This window comes from Thermodesulfobium sp., assembly GCF_053498235.1.
In genome coordinates, this window is record NZ_JBRCUV010000030.1 from 17,737 (window position 1) to 39,844 (window position 22,108).

At 32.8% G+C, this 22,108-nt stretch carries 17 protein-coding genes, 1 tRNA gene and 1 pseudogene; 6 read left to right on the top strand and 13 right to left on the bottom strand.

Annotated elements, in window-relative coordinates:
- Positions 1 to 41: 41 nt before the first annotated feature.
- The 4 genes and pseudogenes from ACWIUX_RS03655 to ACWIUX_RS03670 form a co-directional block, all read right to left on the bottom strand.
- Positions 42 to 1,150 (bottom strand): annotated as a pseudogene (locus ACWIUX_RS03655) (IS256 family transposase).
- Positions 1,151 to 1,584: 434 nt separating this feature from the next.
- A complete protein-coding gene (locus ACWIUX_RS03660; protein ID WP_448589407.1) occupies positions 1,585 to 5,073 on the bottom strand; it encodes an EAL domain-containing protein in 3,489 nt (1,162 codons plus the stop codon).
- 35 nt (positions 5,074 to 5,108) lie between these two features.
- Positions 5,109 to 6,929 carry a threonine--tRNA ligase gene (gene thrS, locus ACWIUX_RS03665; RefSeq protein WP_448589370.1) on the bottom strand — a complete coding sequence of 607 codons (1,821 nt, stop codon included), beginning with the start codon at positions 6,927 to 6,929 and terminating at the stop codon, positions 5,109 to 5,111.
- 123 nt (positions 6,930 to 7,052) lie between these two features.
- Positions 7,053 to 7,128 (bottom strand) — tRNA-Val (locus tag ACWIUX_RS03670).
- A 442-nt stretch (positions 7,129 to 7,570) separates the two neighbouring features.
- On the opposite strand from ACWIUX_RS03670, the gene rd reads away from it, so the two are divergent.
- A complete protein-coding gene (gene rd / locus ACWIUX_RS03675; RefSeq protein WP_448589371.1) occupies positions 7,571 to 7,732 on the top strand; it encodes a rubredoxin in 162 nt (53 codons plus the stop codon).
- Between the two features lie 12 nt (positions 7,733 to 7,744).
- Positions 7,745 to 8,317 (top strand): rubrerythrin, encoded by a 573-nt coding sequence (rbr, locus tag ACWIUX_RS03680; RefSeq protein WP_448589372.1) that lies wholly within the window; start codon positions 7,745 to 7,747, stop codon positions 8,315 to 8,317.
- A gap of 37 nt (positions 8,318 to 8,354) precedes the next feature.
- On the opposite strand, the gene ACWIUX_RS03685 is transcribed toward rbr, so the two are convergent.
- The 9 genes from ACWIUX_RS03685 to ACWIUX_RS03725 all read right to left on the bottom strand — a co-directional run bounded on the left by ACWIUX_RS03685 (position 8,355) and on the right by ACWIUX_RS03725 (position 17,200).
- A complete protein-coding gene (locus ACWIUX_RS03685; RefSeq protein WP_448589373.1) occupies positions 8,355 to 9,635 on the bottom strand; it encodes a GGDEF domain-containing protein in 1,281 nt (426 codons plus the stop codon).
- 6 nt (positions 9,636 to 9,641) lie between these two features.
- Positions 9,642 to 10,082 (bottom strand): bacteriohemerythrin, encoded by a 441-nt coding sequence (locus tag ACWIUX_RS03690; RefSeq protein WP_448589374.1) that lies wholly within the window; start codon positions 10,080 to 10,082, stop codon positions 9,642 to 9,644.
- 110 nt (positions 10,083 to 10,192) lie between these two features.
- Positions 10,193 to 10,966, bottom strand: coding sequence for an MBL fold metallo-hydrolase (locus ACWIUX_RS03695; protein WP_448589375.1), 774 nt, complete (start codon positions 10,964 to 10,966; stop codon positions 10,193 to 10,195).
- Positions 10,963 to 11,874 carry a ribonuclease HIII gene (locus tag ACWIUX_RS03700; protein ID WP_448589408.1) on the bottom strand — a complete coding sequence of 304 codons (912 nt, stop codon included), beginning with the start codon at positions 11,872 to 11,874 and terminating at the stop codon, positions 10,963 to 10,965. The genes ACWIUX_RS03695 and ACWIUX_RS03700 overlap by 4 nt, the downstream gene beginning before the upstream one ends.
- Positions 11,874 to 12,410, bottom strand: a complete 537-nt coding sequence (locus ACWIUX_RS03705; RefSeq protein ID WP_448589376.1) for a hypothetical protein — start codon at positions 12,408 to 12,410, stop codon at positions 11,874 to 11,876. Before ACWIUX_RS03705 ends, ACWIUX_RS03700 begins: the two co-directional genes overlap by 1 nt.
- A 7-nt stretch (positions 12,411 to 12,417) precedes the next feature.
- The gene (locus tag ACWIUX_RS03710; protein ID WP_448589377.1) at positions 12,418 to 12,927 is read right to left on the bottom strand and encodes a hypothetical protein; all 510 of its coding nucleotides are present in this window, start codon (positions 12,925 to 12,927) and stop codon (positions 12,418 to 12,420) included.
- A gap of 197 nt (positions 12,928 to 13,124) precedes the next feature.
- Complete coding sequence (gene panD / locus ACWIUX_RS03715; RefSeq protein ID WP_448589378.1) at positions 13,125 to 13,472, bottom strand: aspartate 1-decarboxylase; 348 nt, start codon at positions 13,470 to 13,472, stop codon at positions 13,125 to 13,127.
- A 51-nt stretch (positions 13,473 to 13,523) separates the two neighbouring features.
- Entirely contained in the window at positions 13,524 to 15,833 is a 2,310-nt protein-coding gene (locus ACWIUX_RS03720; RefSeq protein ID WP_448589379.1) for a DNA polymerase domain-containing protein, read from the bottom strand.
- Positions 15,834 to 15,835: 2 nt separating this feature from the next.
- Complete coding sequence (locus tag ACWIUX_RS03725) at positions 15,836 to 17,200, bottom strand: MFS transporter (RefSeq protein WP_448589380.1); 1,365 nt, start codon at positions 17,198 to 17,200, stop codon at positions 15,836 to 15,838.
- Positions 17,201 to 17,471: 271 nt separating this feature from the next.
- Between ACWIUX_RS03725 and ACWIUX_RS03730 the strand changes: the two genes are divergently transcribed.
- The 4 genes from ACWIUX_RS03730 (at position 17,472) to ACWIUX_RS03745 (ending at position 22,023) form a co-directional block, all read left to right on the top strand.
- The gene (locus ACWIUX_RS03730) at positions 17,472 to 19,760 is read left to right on the top strand and encodes a heavy metal translocating P-type ATPase (protein ID WP_448589381.1); all 2,289 of its coding nucleotides are present in this window, start codon (positions 17,472 to 17,474) and stop codon (positions 19,758 to 19,760) included.
- Between the two features lie 87 nt (positions 19,761 to 19,847).
- Positions 19,848 to 20,093, top strand: coding sequence for a glutaredoxin family protein (locus ACWIUX_RS03735; RefSeq protein ID WP_448589382.1), 246 nt, complete (start codon positions 19,848 to 19,850; stop codon positions 20,091 to 20,093).
- A gap of 9 nt (positions 20,094 to 20,102) precedes the next feature.
- Positions 20,103 to 20,309, top strand: coding sequence for a heavy-metal-associated domain-containing protein (locus tag ACWIUX_RS03740; RefSeq protein WP_448589383.1), 207 nt, complete (start codon positions 20,103 to 20,105; stop codon positions 20,307 to 20,309).
- Between the two features lie 145 nt (positions 20,310 to 20,454).
- Positions 20,455 to 22,023 carry a DUF255 domain-containing protein gene (locus ACWIUX_RS03745; RefSeq protein WP_448589384.1) on the top strand — a complete coding sequence of 523 codons (1,569 nt, stop codon included), beginning with the start codon at positions 20,455 to 20,457 and terminating at the stop codon, positions 22,021 to 22,023.
- Positions 22,024 to 22,108: the final 85 nt, after the last annotated feature.

Genomic DNA, 22,108 nt, shown 5'->3' on the forward strand with positions numbered 1-22,108 from the left:
GTGTCAACTTAATTGTGTCAGAGATCCCTCTTGAAAGATTTTTATCCATTAAATGTCTCTTCAAGAATATTTGAGTACCTTAATTTCCTGTTTTGATATTTTAAGTTCTTATCTCTAAAAAATATATACAAGAATTTATTTGCAATCTCCTCAGAGTGAAAATATCCCCTAACACGAATATTATCCTTAAGCTCCTTAAAACACCTCTCTATCCAGTTAGTCGTACTAAAATAGCTTCTTAGTTTATGGGAAAATTTGAAAAAATAAGTGTAGTTATCTATTTTACCTCTAAGATTATTAAAATATCTGTAAAGCTTGCTCCATTTATTAATAAATGCAAGAAGCCTATTTTTAACCTCACTTTCAGTTTCTGATTCAAAAATATACTCCAATTCCCTTAATATCTGATCAAAATGTGTTTTTCTGACTTTGTTCTTAATATTTTTCTTCAAATGAAACCAGCAAAGCTGATGCTTTGCTTCAGGAAACATTTCCTCTATAACCTCTGGTTAATCCGGGCAAATCATCGCTAATTATCATTTTGACACCAGATAAACCCCTATCTTTTAAATTGATAAATATCTCTTTCCATACTGATGATTTCTCATCACCTCCGGGTAAAAGATAACTCAAGACTTCTCGTCTACCGTCTTTAGTAAGTCCTAACACAGCATATACTGCTTCTTTGCTTACATTATCCCGCATCAGGGAAATATAGGTTGCGTCTATATAAATTACAAGGTACTCCTCTGTAAAAGTTCTATTGATAAATTTATCTATTATATCTTCAGGTATTTCCAAATTAGCACTTACGAATGAGGCAGATACAGAGCTACCTACAAGATTTTTTATTACATCTCCTGTCTTTCTAGCACTTAAGCCTGCAAAAAATAACGTCTCTTACTACATCATCCAATATAAAAGTAACCCTTTTGCGCTCAGGGATTATAGATGGTTTAAAATTCCCATCTCGAGTTCGAGGTATCTCAAGCTCCGTATCTTTAAATATCGTCTTGGGTGTCCTGGTATAGTAACCGTTACCTCTTGTTTCAACGTGCTCTTTTAAATATGCTTCTCTCTATTTTAGCATTATTTCCTCTATCATCTCTTTGAAATACTTGGATGATTGTTCTATAATTACATTGTCCATTTAAATTCCTCCTTGATAGGGTTTTTGTTTAATTTACTGTAGTTAGATAATACAGCCCTTCAAGGGGGATTTCAATGACACAATTAATTATACATTACCCTTTTTTTCTTACCCCACTCAAAATAAATATTTATATTATATATAATATAAAATATAATTTTGATCACGTCAAATTTTTTCTGTAAATTCATCCAACTGATAGAATCAGTTATACTCAACCTCATTTAAAAAAAAAATCTTAACCTACTCAATGTCAATAAATGTTTTTGTTCTTATTCTTTTCTTTTAAGAGCTGCCTATAGTAATATAAACCTGACATTATTCTTGTGCATATTTTAAAAACTGCCCTAAATTTAATAACCTAAATTAATTTCTTAGATTAGTAAATTTAATTTATACGATATTAAATTCTTCTTTTACAATGGATTATACTTTTATTTAATAACTATAAACTTTTCAAATTCTTTTTCAGACATAGGTTTTGCAAAAAGATAACCCTGTACGCCATCGCATCCCAAACTTTCTAATATCCTAAGCTGCTCAGGCTTTTCAACACCTTCAGCCACAGTTATCAAATCTAATTTTTTACTTAAAAAGATAATGCTCTCAACAATATGTTGTGCTCTTATATCATTTGCAATATTGTCTATAAAGGATTTATCGATCTTTATATAATCAAATTGAAGTTTGTAAAGATAGTTAAGAGATGAATATCCAGTACCAAAGTCATCCAACGATATCGAAATACCCTCTCTTTTAAATCTCTTTAAGATCGCTAAACAGCATTCGAAATCCTCTACAAACATCCTCTCAAGCAGTTCGATGGAAAGCACTTTCCTGCGAATAGCATATTTTTTAACAGAATAGATTATATATTGTCTAAAATTTTCATCTTTAAAACTTCTTTCAGAGAGATTAATCGAAATAAAAACGCTTGAATTTCCCTTTTCTTCCCACTGTCGCAATTTACTACACACGCTATCAACTACAAATCTTTCAACTTCTATTAAGCGATCCATATCTTCTAATATCGGAATAAATTCCATGGGCAAAATTATTCTATCATTATCTTTCCATCTAAGAAGCGCCTCTGCTCCGATAATACTTTTATCTTTCACTGAAAAAACAGGTTGATAATAGAGGAAAAATTCTTTATTTGAGATAGCCTTTTCTAATTTAGATTTCAGATCCAATTTTTTCCTTGCCTCTTGCTCGAAGTCCTTCTTATAAAAACCTACTTTCTTATTTTTAATATTTTTAATGCTTCCCAGCGCAATGTTTGCTCTTTCAAAAAGAATCTGGGCATTATCACCATCATTTGGAAAAAGGCTTGCACCGTAATTAAAAGATGCTAGAACATCCTCTCCCTTTGGATTGTTGTATGGTTTCTCAAGGACAAGATTTAGCTTTGAAATTATGTTTATCACATCTTCCAAAGTTGCAATGTCCTTTAGAAAAATTGCAAACATATCAGATTCTAATTTTGCTACCAAATCGTAATCTCTTAGAGTCTCTTTAATCCTTTTGGCTATATCACATAAAATCAAATCCCCGGTATAAAACCCATAAGCTTGATTTATTGCAGAAAAGTTTATTGGATTTATAATACACATACACGCAAGCTTTTTTTCATACTTTGCAAATTTGATAAAATCATCAGCACTTTCAATAAACTTGTTCCTGTTTAGTAGTCCCGTTAAAGGATCATAGTCCTTTAACTTTTTTAAGCTGTCCTCCAGAGACTTTGTATGTGTAATGTCTTTGCCAACTGCAACATAATATCTTATTTCGTTTCTAATTAAATATGGGGTAATTGTAGTATAACAATAAACTTTTTCGCCTGCTTTATTTTTATATATAAAAAAATCAGAAAATCTTTTACCACTTTTAATTGTCCTATAAAACCTTCTTGCAAAACCAAAACCCTGTAATTTGGACGATATTATAGAATGATGCTGACCGATAAGTTCATCTCTTGAATATCCAAATATCTTTTGGGTATTGTCGTTTACGTAAACAATCTTAAAATTTTTATCAGTAATCATTACAAAATCACTGCCTGAATTTAAAGCTAAGGATGTCATAGCGTTAAATCTCTCTAGTTCAATCTTTCCCAGAGCAAAACTTATATCAGATCCTATTTCATTTAAAAGTCTTAATACATCAGAAGTAAAGAAGTCTTTTTTACTAGAACCACAAAAAATTGATCCCAAAACCTTATTGTTTTTAAATATAGGTATAGCAACCCCAGATCTTAAAAATTCGTAATCTTTAAATTTATCTTTTATTTCGTCAGCTTTCAATGATGTAGCAAGATCGTTATAACAAGATATTTCTTTCTTTTCTATTGCAATTGCACTGACAAAACACTCTTTAACTAAAAGGGGTATTTCTTTAAATTTATAATTTTCCTCAATAAATTTAAGAAATTCAACATAATTATCTTTTTTATCATCTTCCAAATAATAATAATTAAATAGCTTTAACTTGTTTCCTTCATCAATAACAGAAAGGTAAGCAATTGAAAAATTAGCATCTTTGACTAATATTTCGTTCATCTTTGTATATAATTCATTTACAGAATCAGTCCTTATGATCAGCTGGTTTATATCTGACAGCGTCATATACAACCTTGTTAATTCTGATATCCTCTCCTGTTGAAGCTTTTCTTTGGTTATATCTCTTGAGAGTTGAACCAATCTATATATCTTGTTATTAAAAAAAATTGGGACAATTATATTACTTAGGTAAAGTATACTTTTATCTTTAGCCTGTTTTGCAATTTCACACTGACATTTCTCTCCTGATAAAACCTTATCAAAAAGTCCCTTGTAATGTTCACTTAAGTTGCCAAAATTAAACTCCAAAATATTTTTGCCAATAATTTCATCCAGATTATAACCAGAAAGCCTCTCAACGGCTTTATTTGCGTGTAAAATAGTGCCCCTCTCATCTGCCACCAAAAACCACTCAGAGGATTCATCTATTGCATCGCTTAGAAGTTTCATATTCTTTTCTTTTTCAATCTTTTCGAGTGCAAAAGATATGTCTATCTTTATCTCATCGAGAACTTCCATATATTCTTCACTGAAAAGACCTGGCGTTTTGGAGTATATTACTAAAACAAACTCTACTTTTCCAGATTTAATCAAAGGTATAGAGCAAGTAGAGCGAATGCCATATTTTTTATGATATGTTACCCATGCTCTCATTTTTGGAGAACTTAACGTATCAGAAATTAGAAAAATTTTTCCCGTTCTATAGGCATTCCCAACAGTGCCCTGACCTTCTGGAATTGTCTCATCAACTGATATAATAACCTTTTTAAATGTGTTAACTAGTTCTTCTGACGTATTCTTAGCAAAGTATTTTAATCTAAATAGTTTGCAAGAATCTATATCTCCCACAAAAACGCCAACATAACCAAGTTTATCAACTAATAAATCGCATAAATTTTGAAGAAGTTCCTCTTCACTGTATGTTTTTACAGCAAGTCGATTGATTTCTTTTATTGTATACAAAATGGCTCCAAGGTTTTTTTCTTTGCTTATATACTCTATAATGCCGCCAGCTTCAATAAAATTTTTATCTTTATTAAAGATAACTAAGTTTAATTTTAACCAGGTATAATTACCTTCTTTTGTTTTAAATCGAAATTCAAATTTTAAGCTTTCTCCTATTTCTAAAGCAATAATATTTTCTATAAGTTTTAATCTATTATCAGGGTGAACATTTATAAAAAAGAAATTCTTGTCAACCAACTCTTTATCAGTAAAACCACAAATTGTTTGATTTTTCTGATTATTTAAAAAGAATATATTAGATAAAGATAAATTTTTATCAGAGATTGCAAAATCACATACAAATGCAACATCATAAAGATTATTGACAATTACTAAAGCTCTATCTTTATCATCTATCATCAAATACTATCCCCCCTATTTTAGAACACCTTAAATCATTTACCTGATGGGATTCTTGCTTCAAGAGATAACCTTTTCAGCAAGTCTTCAATATTCATCTGGCCTTCATCGTTCATACCTCGTGTCCTAAGAGAAACCAACTTTCCTTCATATTCTTTTTTGCCAACTACTAAAATATAAGGGATCCTGTTCATCTCTGCATCTCTTATCCTATATTTTAGCGTTTCATTTCTACTATCAATCTTTACTCTATAACCTTCGTCAAATAATATTTTTTCAATCTGAGAAGAATATTTTAAAAGAACTCCTTCCTCTTTAACAGGAATAATAACCACCTGAACCGGAGAAAGCCATGCTGGAAATACTCCAGCATAATTTTCAATCAAAGCGCCAAGAAACCTTTCCATACTCCCTACAACTGTTCTATGAATCATCACAGGCCTTTTCTTCGTGCCATCTTTATCTGCATATTCAAGGTTAAATCTCTCTGGTAGAGCAAAATCTACTTGAATAGTAGGACCTGTCCACTTTCTCCCAAGTGCATCTATTAACTCAACCTGAATTTTTGGACCATAAAAGGCTCCATCTCCCTCAATTATTTCAAAATCAATATTCTTCTCTTTTAGTGCATTAATTAACGAATCTGTTGCAAGCTTCCACTGTTCATCAGTACCTATTGAACCCTCAGGTCTTGTTCCTACTGATACTGTATATTTAAAACCAAATAGATCCATCATATCCTTTGCAAAGTTAAGAACTCCTATTATTTCATCTTGAAGTTGTCTTTCTGTACAAAATATATGAGCATCGTCCTGGGTAAATCCCCTTACTCTTAGGAGTCCATGTAGCGTGCCAGATCTTTCAAATCTATATACCGTTCCAAGCTCAAAAAACCTAATAGGAAGGTCTCTATAACTTCTTGTTTTAGAGTTGTATATCATCATATGACCCGGGCAGTTCATTGGCTTTATTGCATATTCTTGACCGTCATTTTCAAATATGTACATATTTTCTTTGTAAAAATCATAATGTCCAGATATTTTCCAAATCTTCAGGTTCATCATATGAGGCGTATAAACTATTTCATAACCTCTTTTTATATGTTCCTTTCTCAAATAGTCCTCAATAATGGTTCTAATTACTCCTCCATTAGGATGCCACAAAATAAACCCAGCGCCTACTTCATCGGCAATACTATACAAATCAAGTTCTTTACCAAGTTTTCTGTGGTCCCTTTTTGAAATCTCTTCAAGCCATTCAAGGTGTTTTTTCAAATCATCTTCTGTCCAAAAGGCTGTACCATATATCCTTTGAAGCATCTCTCTTTTTTCATCACCCCTCCAGTAAGCCCCTGCAACGTTTAACAATTTGAAGTGCTTTATTTGACCAGTAGAAGAAAGATGAGGCCCTCTACAAAGATCTACAAAATCTCCCTGTTTATATACGCATACCTCATTATCAGGGATACCCTCTATCAGTTCTAATTTATAATCTTCTTTTAATTCAGAAAATAATTTAATTGCATCTTCCTTCTTCATACATATTTTTGTTATTTCTAAATCTCTTTTCGATATTTCTCTCATTTTTTCTTCTATTTTTTCAAGATCATCTGGTGTAAATGGTTCATTTCTGAATATATCGTAGTAAAAACCATTTTCTATAGATGGTCCAATCGCTAACTTTGAATCTGGATATAATTCCTTTACAGCTTGAGCAAGCAAATGAGCTGCTGAATGCCTAAGAACATTTAATGATTCTTTATCTTTATCAGTGATAGGTTTTAAAGATTCACCTTCTTTAAAATCTCTAAAATCAATAAGTTTGTCGTTAATTGAATAGCAAATAATTTGAGACATGAAAACCTCCGCAAATATCAGTAATTATGGATAACTAAGTATATCACAAAATTGTTTTAAAACTTATTGTTTTTGCTTTTGAGTAAGAAGAATTGAAGGCTGGTTATTCAAAACGAGGCTACATGGTGGGCGGTGTAGGAATCGAACCTACGACCTCTTGCATGTCAAGCAAGCGTTCCAACCACTGAACTAACCGCCCATTTGAATAACGAAATATTACACTATAAAACGAAAAGAGTCAAGCAAGCGATATTCCTCAAAAATAACTATAGTAACGCGAGCATCTTGCTCGCGAAAGTTTTTTTATTTTGTAATCTATTCGAAATACCCTTGTTTCCTCATAATTGACAATAAAGAACCATCCCATAAACATATATAGTTATAAACTCAAAACTATAAAAGAGGGTTAAACGCCAATTGGGCTATCTTTTGAGAAATCCAGGCAAAATAAATAAGAACAAAAATGTAAATGCAATTATAGTAGGTAATCCAACAAGGAATAACCATTAACTCACATAAGTTAAATTCTTATTTAACTATAAATTTTATTTATTTAATCACGCAATATATATTTATAAAGATTTAATAAATTTTACTTTATAATAATAGATATCATTTATATTACAAAGGAGGTAAATTTTATGGATAAATATGTTTGCACAATTTGCGGTTACGTATACGACCCAGCAGTTGGCGATCCAGATGGTGGAATAGAACCAAATACTCCGTTTGAGAAAATACCTGACGATTGGCAATGCCCAGTCTGCGGAGCTTCAAAATCTGATTTCAAAAAACAAGAATAGGAGGGAAACTGAATGAGCGTAAAGGGTACTCTAACAGAGAAAAATTTGCTTGCCTCATTTGCAGGTGAATCCCAAGCAAGGAATAGATACACCTTTTTTGCTTCACAGGCAAAAAAAGAAGGATATGAACAAATTGCTGCAATATTCTTAGAAACTGCAGATAACGAAAAGGAACATGCTAAGAGATTTTTTAGCTTTCTCGAGGGCGGAGACGTGGAGATTACAGCTTCATATCCAGCTGGAGTAATTGGAAATACACTTGAGAACTTAAAGGCTGCAGCAGAAGGAGAACATTTAGAGCATACCGTGTTATACCCTAAAGCAGCAGAAATTGCAGAAACCGAAGGCTTTCCAGAAATCGCTAATCTATTTAGAAATGTAGCTAAAGTCGAAATAGCTCACGAAATAAGATATAGAAAATTGCTTACAAACCTTCAAACAAATGAGGTATTCAAAAAAACAGTTAAAACAATATGGAAGTGCAGAAACTGCGGTTACCTTCACGAGGGAAATGAAGCCCCTTCAGTTTGTCCAACGTGTCTACATCCTCAAGCTTATTACGAACTCTTTACAGAACCGTATTAAAACAAATCCTCTAAGGCGCCAACACGGCGCCTTAGAGTTAGAAATTAATTGGAACTAGAATCGCTTCTATATTTTTGGTGGGACTCTTTTTAGACTTATCCCATGCTTCTATAGCTCTTTGGAGGAAGATATTCTCATCTTCTTGAGGTTGATATTGAGTTACCCCAAGGGTACACTCGAGATTTTCTCCATGAGAAAAGGTCTGTGTTGTTATCATAGTTTTAATTCTCTTAGCAACAAATAGGGCTGCAAATACATCTGTTTCGGGACATAGAATTACAAACCTATTTTTCGAAAAACTGCAAAAGAGATCAAGACTCCTTATAGAATCGTTTATTCTGTTGCAAAACTCTCTTAAGACTTTATGGGCTATCTCCTTGCCATATTTTGAATAAATACTATTATAACTGTCATTTGATAAGTAAATTAAACTAAGTGGCCTTTTATATCTCAAAGCCCTTTGAATCTCCTTTTTTAATTCTTCATAAAAAACCTTCTTGTCATATAGATTGGTTATGGGATTTCTAGCACGTTTAACAATTTTAAAGCCCTTATATTTATCCAAATTTGACATTTTAAATAATGAAAATATAACTAAGTCGCTATCCTTTATCTCAGAAAAATCAAGCCAGAACGGCTCAACCGAAAACTCTTTTAAAAAGGGACTGTTTTTTAGAAAGACGACACTTTCATCTTTTTTAAAGTTTTTATCTTTAACCTTAATGAGCCACTCCTTTAATCCCTCACCCTTGTAAAGGCTCTTTTTGTCAGGATAAAGGAAGTCATAAATATCAAAATTCCTTTTACTAAATTCTTCAAAGCTTGAAAGCCCAATATAGTTTAAGAGACTTTGGTTCATAAAAACAATCTCATCATACTGGCATACAAAAAGTAAATCTGGAATACCGAAACAAACTCCTTTATAGAAATTTAAATCTGAAATTAATATCTTTTTCTCGTTAATCTCTTTAGCAAGACCAAGGAAATAATCCAAAAACGTAAGTTGATTAAAGTGCTCATCTATATAATAAAAGCTAATACAAGAACAAAACTTTAAGGTGACTCCTTTTCCAAGAATAAGCAAAATAAATATATCCGGAAAATCTTTTTTAATTTTATTTATAAAAATCGGAATTTCAGAACTATTCTTTGATCTAAATATAACCAGATCAGGCCGAGTTTCGCTAATCTTTGAGAAGATATCCTCTGATTTCGTACATGCCTCAAGGAACTCAACGTTACTTTTAACCAAATTAAAAATTTGGGTATTGAATGTCCTCGTAACATCTATGTATAATACCTTTAATGGCAGCAACATTTTCTTTCACACAGATGAATTATGTATAACTTCTGGAAACCTATATAAGTAAATCCCCAATCTTTTATCTTCACCGCCTATGTGATACTTTAACCAATCTATAACAAAGTGCTTTATTAAAGCAAGCAAACTTTCACTAATACCATTTTTCAGAAATTCCCTTTTAAGCCCATTCATATCTATAACAAACCTATCGTGAAGCATCCTGTGCTGATAGTAATTTGGATATCTATATTTAATCATAAGATCCTCTTCAGTACCAAAGTGGAATATTATATATTTTTCTAAAAAGTCAAACATCTTACTAACACCCTCTTTGGCCTCGCCCCTCTCACAAGAGTCCAATAGTTCATTGATATTTTTAAATAACTCCATGTGCTGGTTATCAATAATCTCTATTCCTGTCTCAAAATCAGGGGTCCACTCTATTCTTATTTCTGAATCCATCCAAACACCCCTTTTTAGTCAATAAAGATACCTTATGTTTTTCGATATTTTCCTCAAGTTTTATTATAATATAAATTCCAAAATATTAAATAAAATCAATTTAAAAAGGGTCATATGCTGATTTTAATGCCAACGATATCTCTCGGTTGTGCAACCTTTATCTTAAAGGGCAATCTTGTTTTCCCTAAAATTTCCTTATAGGTTTTCTTTAACAAATCAATACAATTATTCTTCTCGCTCAGGTGAGCAAGAATAATGTTTCTTCTCTTTAATTTAGAATTCAATAACGCTAAAGCTGCATCTTTGTTGGAAAGATGTCCATTTGAAGAAAGAATTCTTTTTTTTAAATAATATGGATATGAGCCGCTTTTAAGCATTTCAATATCGTGATTTGACTCTAAAACTAGCAAATCCGAACAATCAATTGCATACTTTATATCGCTGGTAACCTCTCCTAGATCAGTAACGTAAGAAAAACAAAAATCTTTATAGGAAAACTTATAGCCAACTGGATCAACTGCATCATGCGGAGTTGGAAAAAAGGAGACGCACACATCACCGAACTTCACATCATCATCTAAAACCTGGAAATTATTTTTATTTAAGATCCTTTTTGAAATTACATTAAGACAACCTTCTCTAATAAAAACAGGAATTCTATAGTTTCTTGTAAAGGTTTCTAACCCCCTCACGTGGTCTATATGCTCATGAGTAATAAAAACTGCATCTATATCTTCAACTCTAATTAGGAGTCTCTCTAAGGATCTTTTAAGATATAAAGTACTAACCCCTACATCAATTAGAAATCTATAATCTCCTATTCTAAGTAAGGTCGCATTGCCTGCACTTGAACTTGCAAGGGTGTAGAGTTCAACTGTCTTCAAGACTTAAGCTCTCTTGTTATTTTAAAGTGTAACTTTGCAACCTTTTTTAACCCAAAGAGGCCATAAGTATCAACAATTTTTTGCGCCAAATCCATAACGCCCACGCTCCCTCTTTTTAAGGTAAATCCTATTTCACCTGAAAGCCTTTTCATCTCCTTTAAAAATTTCGCACGAGCCAAAATTGAGGCTGCAGCCACATATAAAAACTTACTCTCAGACCTTTCTACTTCACAAAATTTTACGTTTTTATAGCTCTTAAACATCTCTTCCAAACCACTATTAATAGAAAATCTATCAACTACAACTTTAAATCTTTTCTCGTCATCAATGAAAGAATTTATTACCTCGAAATGAAATTTAGTAAGAATATCGTTTAAATTACAACCTCTTGAAGAATAGGCTTCATACAAATCGTTGTACCTTTCTGGCAGTAAGGTTATTATTTTATATGGAATTCGTAATCTAAGGATTTCGGATTCAAGGTAAAAGATCCTATCTTCTTTTAAAAGTTTGCTATCTTTAATCCCAAGAGACTCCAAACGATTTAAATTTTCATTAGAAACCATTGTGCCAGCAATCACAAGAGGACCAAAATAATCACCCTTTCCGCTTTCGTCAGATCCAACATAAAAGTCAAACTGACCTTCTTCTTCAAGTTTTGTTAAATCTGACTCAGTTTTGTTGTTACCCAGACAAATATCAACCTTTTTTGCTAGATTATAACCTCTAATTAAAGAGGTATCCAATTTTACCCCGTATTTCTTGCTTTCAAAAACTCTTATAACCCCTTCCTCCTCCCCATAAGCAACCCTCATTTGAAAACCGTATTGAATTTCTTTAATATCTTTTACCAGGAAGCCACAATATACAAGTCTATCCTTAATCTTTTCAAACTGCCGCTTAAGCATCAAGAAGATTTTATAGCCCTCTTTGGCTTTATCTCAAATGTGCTTTTAGGATTTAAACCGTTCCATAAACTCAGCGCTCTAGCCTCAAAGATCCTTTTGAAATAAAAACTAAATATTCCTGCCAAGAACCCCTCGCTCAGGCTTAAAAGATGTTCTTCTTGTTGAATTCCAGAACAAAAAACGTCTTCTAAGAGACTAACTTCAAAATATAAAGAGTTTAAGTCAATATCTTCTAATTGCAAGATTCCAAGCCTTTGGTCTTTGAAGGATGTCTGTAAAGAAATCAAAAATTTCTTAACGTCTCCCTCGTGCGAAACAAATTTTTCGCAAAATTCGTTTCCAGCCAAAAAGAAGGCTTCGTAAAATACTTTGTCAGCTTCAAGTTGACCAAATTTTTCCCTTAATTTCTCTTGCACAGAAATTAAGAAAAACCTGCACATAAATACAGGCATCAATAAACCAAGATTTGGTCTTCCTGCATCAAGATTTCCAACCCTATCTGTTATGCTCTGTTCAAAGTTTTCATCGCTTTTCACGGCTTATCTACTCCTTTAAGCTATATTTTTCTATAATTTTTCTCAACAGCTTCGAAATATCCTTCATGTTTATCTTTATATTTCTATTTTTATTCAAAAAATTTACCAAGCTTTCCCTATTCATTAAATATACATTATTTAACTCAATAATGCCATTTATGTCAGAATTAATAAAAACAATCACAGAAAAGACGCTAATCTCCTCTTTCAAAGTTTCTCTAATTATATTTTCCAACCAAACTTTGTTTCTCAAAGACATTGTTAAAATATCCCTTTTTGGCTTAACGTTATCTAAAAAAAATTCATTACCCTTTATTGAGAAGGAACCTTTTGTATAACAGACATTTATAATGAAAATACCAGAGCCCTGAATTACCAATAAATATAGCAAATCACCATATTTGCCTGGAAAGTGAGTATAAACTAAAGAATCTTCAGGAATTGACTCTAACTCTTTGGAAAGCTCTTCAGCAATTCTATATGGCCTTACTTTCGTGTTGTACAAAATAAAACTCATATTACCTCTCCTGAAGGCTCTTGAAAGAATTAATAATATAACTAACAAAGAAAGAGTTAATAAAACAAGTTTAAAAATAAACCCCTGATTCAAATAATCAGATAAAAATAAAATGAAAGTAATAAAGACTGAGACTATTGCTATTAGTATCGAATTCTTACGTATGTATTTTTTTAATTCATCTTGATTTATATCGTTCATACTATTCTGTTTTGCTCATCGACATGTACAACTCTTGCCACAAAATCCTTTATTTCACTTTTCTCAAGCCAACAATATGACACAATAATAATCAAGTCTCCAGGCACGGCCAATCTTGCAGCAGCGCCGTTTAAACCTATTATGCCAGAATTTCTTTCCCCTTCAATAACGTACGTCTCAAATCTTTCACCATTATTTACGTTATAAACGCTAACTGCCTCCCCTGGTACTATGTCAGCTTCGTCCATTAGAGCCCTGTCTATGCTTATACTCCCCTCATAATTAAGATTGGTCTCAGTCACCCTAGCCCTATGGATCTTTGATTTCAACATCTTTACGTACATTCTTCACCTCAACTAGAACACACTTTAATTTTTAATTATAACCAACTTTCCCTAAGAGAAGAGATAATCTTTTACGTTATTTTCTTCCTTTACAACTAATTTGTCGTTCTTAAAGGAAATCTCTTTACCAAAGGCACCGTACAAAATCCTCGAAACCGAAGGCACCAACAGATTTTTTATATAATAATCAACATCTATATCCTCAACTTTTACAAAAAAGTATGGCATGGCTCTAGAATTGATAGGACCGCTTCCCTTTTTTATCACATATCCGAAAAGATTGTCTGATCTTAGTTTAAATCCCATTTGGATATACCTTTTTGCAGCCTCAACGTGAGGAGCTTTCACTTCATATGAGTTGATATTCTTGTTAACTGACTTGTAAATAACAAAAGACATCAATGGATATTCATTTCTTTTCAGCTTATCTATTTCATCCTTTAAGATATTTATTGCAGCACTAAAATCTTCAAAATTCAAAACGGATTGCAATATTCTTTCCTGCACCATCTTAATCATTTCAGGCACATCACCGTGTACCCCCTCAAAGCCTACTAAAACTAGTTCTCCTTTATCGTTTATTCCAGCATATTTCTTTTTGGCTTCAGTAAAGATAATTGACTTAAAAACTTCATCAACTTTAACTTCTTCCCCTCTCAATTTCAATTCTGAGAGAAATTTATTAATTTTTTCGTCTTCCTTAACGAACAAGCTGTCCGTATCACCGTATATAATCTTGAGCCCCAAATTATTAGCCATTTCAATTGCATCTGCAAGCGTCTTCCTGCCCCACTCTGACGTAGCTTCCGCAACTTCCTTTTTGAACCATCTAGCGTTCTGCCATCCAGCATAACCGTAACACGCATTTGTAATTATCTTCAAGGTCTTCTGCTTAGCGTTTAAGAAGATGTATTCCTTTGTAGAATCAGCAAAGTTCTTCATGCTCCTCTTTATTTTATCTCGCTCAGAAATCAGATCCTGTAAAATTTTTTTATAAAACCCATCTGGACTCTTCTTAAACTTATAGCCCTTCTTCGGAGACTCAAAACATTCTTCATTGGTATCACCTTCAACAAAGGTATCAAAAGATATGTTGTACCTAATCATAATCGAGGGGAGCATGCTTTTGAAATCAAGAACCACAACGCCTTTATACAGCCCAGGAGAGGTCTTTAAAACCATACCTCCTTCGTAAGAATCGCTAACATGACGCTTTTTAGGTAGTACGATCATATTTTGCAAATAACTCTTTTTCATAAATAACTGTTCTACTCTAAATCCTGTAGGCGCAAAAATTACAATATCAAGCGGCATAAAAGTAATTTGCGAGAGGGGAAAGTATAATTGCTTGGCTAGCTCTCCAAGATCAAAGATCGATCTTGCTGAAGCTTGACAATGCATAGTAAGCTTTTCGCTATCCAAAAGCTCAATTGCCTTCACTAGTTCAATATGATCGAGAATGAGGTTTTCTCGAGAGCTAATATTCAAAAACTTCAAGACTCTTTTAAGCTCTTTCTGCTTTAGTTCATAAAGAGTTTGGGCATAACAGAACAGATCGAACAACACAATACCATCCAGCTGGATTGAACCGAACAAACCCTTAACGGGCAAACTGTCATTAAATTTTAAATTTATTCCATAACTCTTAGCTCTAGCTATCAAAAAGTCGAAATCATCTTGTTCGATGTTAAAGGTGTATATAATATCCGGTCTAAACTCCCTAACAAACGATAAGAACCTTTCAAAAATGCTCTTTTCTTCCCCATCAAATAATATTTCTCTTTCAGAAGTGGAAATAGACATATATATAACCCTGTTCAGTTCAGGATCTGGATTAAGAACCTTACTGTCAGTCAAAAAATAAAATGACATTGACCTAAAGTTCGGATAATCATAACTGTGCAGAAAAAATTCACTACCCACAATATTCTTTCCTAAAACTCTATTAACCTGAACTTCATTAAAGGCACAAAAGGTTAAGTTCTTTTCAAGGATATATTGAACCGAAGGCCTCAAATCATGGTGAAATACGCTAAACTCTTTGAATCTTTTAAAGAATTTCAAACTCTGTACATCCTTGTCCTCAGAAAAATCATAATAAACCCTATAAAACTTTTTATTCATCCCAAAATACAACTTGTTTTCTATATCAAAATGTAGCGCTCCCTCATTCAAAGAGGAATTTATAGTTTTTTCTATTTCTTCACTATTACCCTCGTCAAGCACATAAAAGCTTGGCTTAAAGTGCTCATCAAATAACTTGATCTTTTCTTTCTCTTCACTTAGACAATTTATACATATCAAAGACTTTCCGTTCACCTTTGAAACAAGAACCTGAAAAGGACACACTTTAATATTCATAACTACCCCTTTTCAAAAGTAAAAAAAGATAATACTATCACGGTCAAACTTAAAAATATCCCAAAAATACAAGCGTTGTGAAATCCAGTTTCTAACAAATTTTTCGCCACGTCTATATCTATTTTCCCATAAAAATCACTAAAAATATATATGCCAATTATCGCTCCAAGATTCTGAACTACCTGAATAAAAGAAGACACAAAACCGCTTTGCGCCTTCTTAACATGTCCCAAAATAAGAGATGGGCTAGCAATAAAAAACCCAACCACGCCAATTCCTGCAAAAACAATGGCAATTACAAAATAAAATATAAAATCAAACCTTTCTATAAAAAAGAACAAAAAGGAGGATATAAATACGCTAAGTGAAGAAATGATGCACACCTTCCTGTGTCCGAATCTATCCGACAAAAAACCAATTAGAGGAACAGTAAAAATAATTATCAAACTAGCAAGACCAATTAAGAAACCTGTTAATTCTTGACTAAAGCCCATAGCACCGATTGCATAAAATGGTATTATAAAATTAAAGCCATCAAATAAAGAAACTATTAAAAGGCTTGATATAAGGGCTAAAGATATGTTTTTGTTCTTAAAGACAAGGAAATCAACAACTGCGTTTTTTTTACCCTTTTCGTAATGTATAAAGAAAATTAAAAGCAAAAACCACACAATCCACGGTAATAAGAGAAGATTAAAGTCATAAATAACTCTGTGCAAAATTAATATGCATATCAGGAAGAAGATTATAAAAAAGATCAAAAAAAGATCAAAAAAATCAATCTTACTTTTAGGTCTTGTTTCTTCAGCCTTTGAAAGAGACAAATAGGCAAAGAAAAAGATCAAAAAACCTATAGGCACGTTAATCAGAAAAATAGAATGCCATCCGAACTTCTCTATCAAGAATGAACCTATTGGAGGACCAAATGCAAATCCAATCCCACCCAATCCCGTAACTGCAGCAAAGGATCTACCAATATACTCTTTTGGCAAACGCTGGAAAATCAGTGCACCTGTGGTAGCTGAGATCATGCTCGATGCTATACCCTGCAAGAATCTCCCAAGCAACATAAAATAAAAAGTGCCAGAAACTGCACACAGCAGTGAAGTAATTGAAAACAAAAGAGAACCTATCAAAAATACCTTCGATGCGCCTACAAGGTCGGAAATCTTTCCAAAAATAATAAGCATTGAACAAAGGGAGAGTAGATAAAATATTGCAAGACTTGAAATGCTTTCAATAGTCACGTTAAAGACCTTGCTCAAATAGGGATAGGCAATATTTACAACGCTAACGTCTAGACTTACCATAAAACTGGCTGCACACATGCATGCTAACAAAATTATTCTTTTTCTCAGAGTAAACATCAGCCTATTCTGTTTGAGGAATGTAAGATTTTAGCAATTCTATTCATAATTTATTTTAACACGGCTTCATCTAATACCAAAAAAAAGTGCGTCTTTCCTCAAAATAAAATCTATCTGAATAGATTACAAAATAAAAAAACTTTCGCGAGCAAGGATGCTCGCGTTACTATAGTTATTTTTGAGGAATGTCGAGTGTAAAAATTCTATTAATACAGTGTTATACTAAACTATATATTTATATTAAATTACACGAAGGTGAGATTAAAATAAAATGCAGAAAATAATTTTAAAGATAGAAGGTATGAGCTGCGCATCATGCACTATAAACGTGGAAAAGGCATTAAAAAAGGTTGAAGGAGTAAAGAGCGTAGTCGTTAACCTTGTAACTGAAAGGGCTGTTGTAGAAGGTGAAAATCTTGATCCTTACAAGCTTTCTCAGTCAATTGAAAGGGCTGGCTATTCATCAAAACTAGAAAAATTTGAGACAGATGTTGAACAAGAGTCCACTTCAGATCTAATTAGAGAAACAAAGGGCGCTAATTCAATGGATTCTAAGGTTTTATATCATAAAAAGGATAAAACCGACGATTTAATTGAAAAGGTAAAAAAGGCAAAAATAAAGATGATCTACGCCTTTGTTATAACTATTCCCTTAAGCCTTATCATGTTTTTACACATGGTATTCAACGTTGAGTTAAAGTATCATACCCTAATAAACGTTCTCGTATCATTTCCGGTAATTTTTATAATTGGTCTTGATCCTATAAAAAGTGCTATAAAAGCATTACTGCACAAGAATACCAACATGGACGTCTTAATTTTCTTTGGGGTAACATCTTCTTATTTAACAGGTTTATTAAATTTATTTGGTCAAAAAATTGCTGATTATTCAGTAGTAGGAGCTATGATCACAAGCTTTTATCTTATTGGACAATATTTAGAAACAAAAGCAAAGGGAAAGGCTTCCGAAGAAATAAAAAAACTCTTAAATTTAAGTCCGAGAAAGGCTAACCTAATAAAACAAGATGGTTCAATTGAAATAATAGACATAGATGATGTTAAAGTAGGAGATATTCTTCTTGTAAAGCCATCAGAACAAATTCCGTCAGATTCAATAGTTATTGAGGGTAACAGCGCTGTAGATGAGTCGATAATTACTGGTGAAAGCCTAATAGTACCCAAAGCTCCGAAGGATAAAGTAATTGGTGGCACAATAAATCAATTAGGCACAATAAAGATAAAGGTTTGTCAAGTAGGAGAAGACACTGTTTTGTCAAAGATCACAAAATTGGTAGAAGAGGCACAAAGCACTAAAGTTCCCGTTCAAGCGTTTGCCGATAAAGTTATCTCAATTTTTGTCCCATCAGTTATAGTTTTAGCAGTTTTAACGTTTATAATTTGGATGTTATTCCCAGACACTCTACGTACAATAGATTTTTGGGCTAAATCCTTTTTTCCATGGATAAATCCCAATCCCAACCCAATTTCAGCATCAATATACGCATCTGTCGCAACTCTTGTCATAGCCTGTCCTTGCGCCTTAGGGCTAGCCACCCCAACTGCACTAATGGTTGGATTAGGACTCGGAGCATCTAAAGGAATCCTAATTAGATCGGGTGAGGCACTCGAAAGGGCAAAAGACGTAAACGTATTTGTATTCGATAAGACAGGAACAATTACGGACAAAGAATTATACGTAACCGATGTAGTTCCAAATATTGATAAAAATGAATTTATAGCTCTTGTTGCGTCGCTTGAAAGCTACAGTGAGCACCCAATAGGCTTAGCAATAAATAAATACGCAAAGAGTTACAACATTTCAAAAATAGACTTCACGGAAGTTAAAGTAATTCCGGGATTAGGAGTAGAAGGTTATCTAAATAATAGGAAAATTATCGTGGGAAGCCCTAAATTTATTGAAAATATTGCGCCTAAGATAGACATAAATAAATCCGAATTTACTGGCAAAACTTTGGCAATAGCTTATGAAGAGGGAAGAGGTTTTTTGGGGCTCATTGCTCTTTCCTTTAATATTAAAGCTAATGCAAAAGAGGCAATCAAACAAATTAAAAATATGGGCATCAAAACTGTCATGTTAACAGGAGACAACGAAGAAACTGCTAAATACGTTGCAAATCAATTAGGCATTGATGAATATTTTGCCAATTTATTGCCTCAAGATAAAATATCACATATTAAAAAACTTCAAGATATAGGGCTTGTTGTAGCAATGGTTGGTGACGGCATTAATGATGCTCCGTCTTTAAAACAAGCAGATATAGGAATTTCAATAGGAACAGGAACAGACATAGCTAAAGAAGCTAGCGACATCACGTTGATGAATGATGACCTTATAAATGTAGTTAGATCAATAAAATTATCAATTGCAACCTTTAAAAAAATTAAACAAAACCTTTTCTGGGCCTTTTTCTATAACATAATTGCAATCCCTTTTGCAGCCTTGGGAATGCTTCACCCAGCCATAGCTGAAGCAGCAATGGCAACAAGCTCTGTTTTTGTAGTCACAAACTCTATTAGGCTTAGAAATTTTAAGATATAAGTTTTTTGTTCATGCCCAAAAGGCATGTGCGGAAAGTTTATAGTTTTAGATAAGTAGGTTTCCAAAAAAAAATTAAAGGAGCAAAAAATGAAAGATGAAGTTATTATCTACACTTCTCCAGGATGTCCTGACTGTGCAGCTGTCAAAAGCTGGTTAAAGAAAAATAATATTCATTATAGCGAAATCGACATTACCCTCCCTGGCAAAGCAGAAGAAGCCTATAAAAGGTTTGGAGTTAGAATAGCCCCCATTACAGTAGTTAAAGATCAATTTTTTTACGGAACTTTTAAGGACCAAAAGCCAAATTTAGAAAAAATATTTAAAGTTTCGTGAGGTGAAAAGATGAAAGCTTACGTATCAGGCATGACATGTATGCACTGCAAGAAAACAGTTGAAAGGTTGTTTTCTCAAATAGACTCAGTTGAAAGGGTTGAGGTAGACCTAAAAACAGGTATCGTTGATATTAAAAGCAATAGAAACATCAGTAAGGAGGAATTGGATAAATCTTTAGAAGATACTGCTTACAAAGTTGAAAGAGTAGAGTACTAAAACATAACACTTATGATTATTTAAAACAAAAAGATATTAAGTTGATTGATCGGTCAACTCTTAACAACACTTTAGAAATTCAATTATTAATGTATAATGTAGATTTGTAAAAAATTTTTTTCCAAAATAAATGGAGGCTTAAAGAATGAACAAGCTTATTGATACAGACAGCGAATTTTTAAGACTACATAAAGATGACCCTATCAACTGGTATCCGTGGTCTAAAGAATGCCTTGATAAAGCAAAAAGTGAAGACAAACCAATATTTCTCGTTTCATGCGCTCTATGGTGTAAGGAATGCCACCAAATAACACAGGAGGTATTTTTTGATCCAAATATTTTCAACATTCTAAACGAAAATTACGTTCCAGTTCTTGTAGATAGAGATGAACATCCTGAAGTTGATAGAAGATATCAGGAGAGCGTCTCAGTAATTATGAAAGATTCTGGATGGCCACTAATAGTATTTTTAACTCCTGAGGGAAGGGCATTTTATGGCTTTGTATATAGAAAAACAAACGAAGAAATAGGATTTAAAGACATCCTTGAAAGAGTTCTTGCAATGTTTAAAGAAGCAAGAGAGAAAATAGAGGAGCTTTCGAAAAATAACGAAGAGCTAATCCAAAAACACTTTCACACAGAACCAATGGGAATAGATAACAATATCATACACTTTTCCGTAATGGAAGTGCTTGAAAATTGGGATGATGTATCTGGCAGTCTTGCCTTGGACCAAAAGTTTTACTTTCCATCTCTTTTTGAAATAATGGTAAATCAATACCTTCACGAAAACCAACCAAATACAAAAGAAGAGATCAAAAAGGCAGTTTTACTAGTGCTAAAGACTATGGCAAATAGCAAAATTCACGATAGAGAAGAAGGTGGATTTTATAGATGTGCTGCCGATGAAGCTTGGCAGTGTGTCAGGGAAGAAAAGACAACCGCAGACAATGCAGAACTATTGAGGTTATATTCGAAAGCCTTTAGAACTTTTGTTAATCCTGATCTAAAGGAAACGATAAATCAGTTTAAAAAATACTTTTCTGCAAATGAATCAGAGGAAGGTGGATTCTACACTTCTAGTTCTAAAATTGACGGGAAAAAATTTGTAGATAGATCAATATATACTGACGTCAATTCCCTTGTGGTAGAGGCCTTTTGTGAGAGCTATCTGGCAACCTCAGACAAATATTTTCTTGAAAAAGCTTTAAAAACTGCAGACATGCTCCTTAGTAAAAGGTTTCAAAATTCACACCTCTTAAGATCGCAAAAAAAACCGGGCATATTGTCTGACTATGCATACTTTGGCTATAGTTTATTAAAATTATTTTACATAACAAAGGAAGAAAAATACCTTAATTTCTCGAAAAAGATTATAGATATTGCTCTTAATAGGTTTTGGAATAGGGGAAAAAGTGGATTTTTTGAAGTTGAAAGTGAAATGGGCATATACAATCAGATAGAGTATTTACTAGACATGCCTCTATCAGCTCCAGGACCATATATGTTTATGAGTATGATGGAGCTTTTAAGAAATTTCCCAGAAGAAATTAAGTACGAATATTTCATCGAAGAGTACGCAAAAAAGCTAATGGGTTCAATTGATAAAAATCCAATCCATAGTGGATCGGCACTAAGAGCTCTTGATGTCCTAATAAATCATCCAATAGAAAAGGAAGAGGCTATAGATTTAAAAAATCAAACTTTTAATTAGGCTTTTTTCTATTCTTTATAAAGTACAGAGCAACACCGATCAAAAAGCCAATTAACAGTGATATAAAGAATATTTCCAATATATA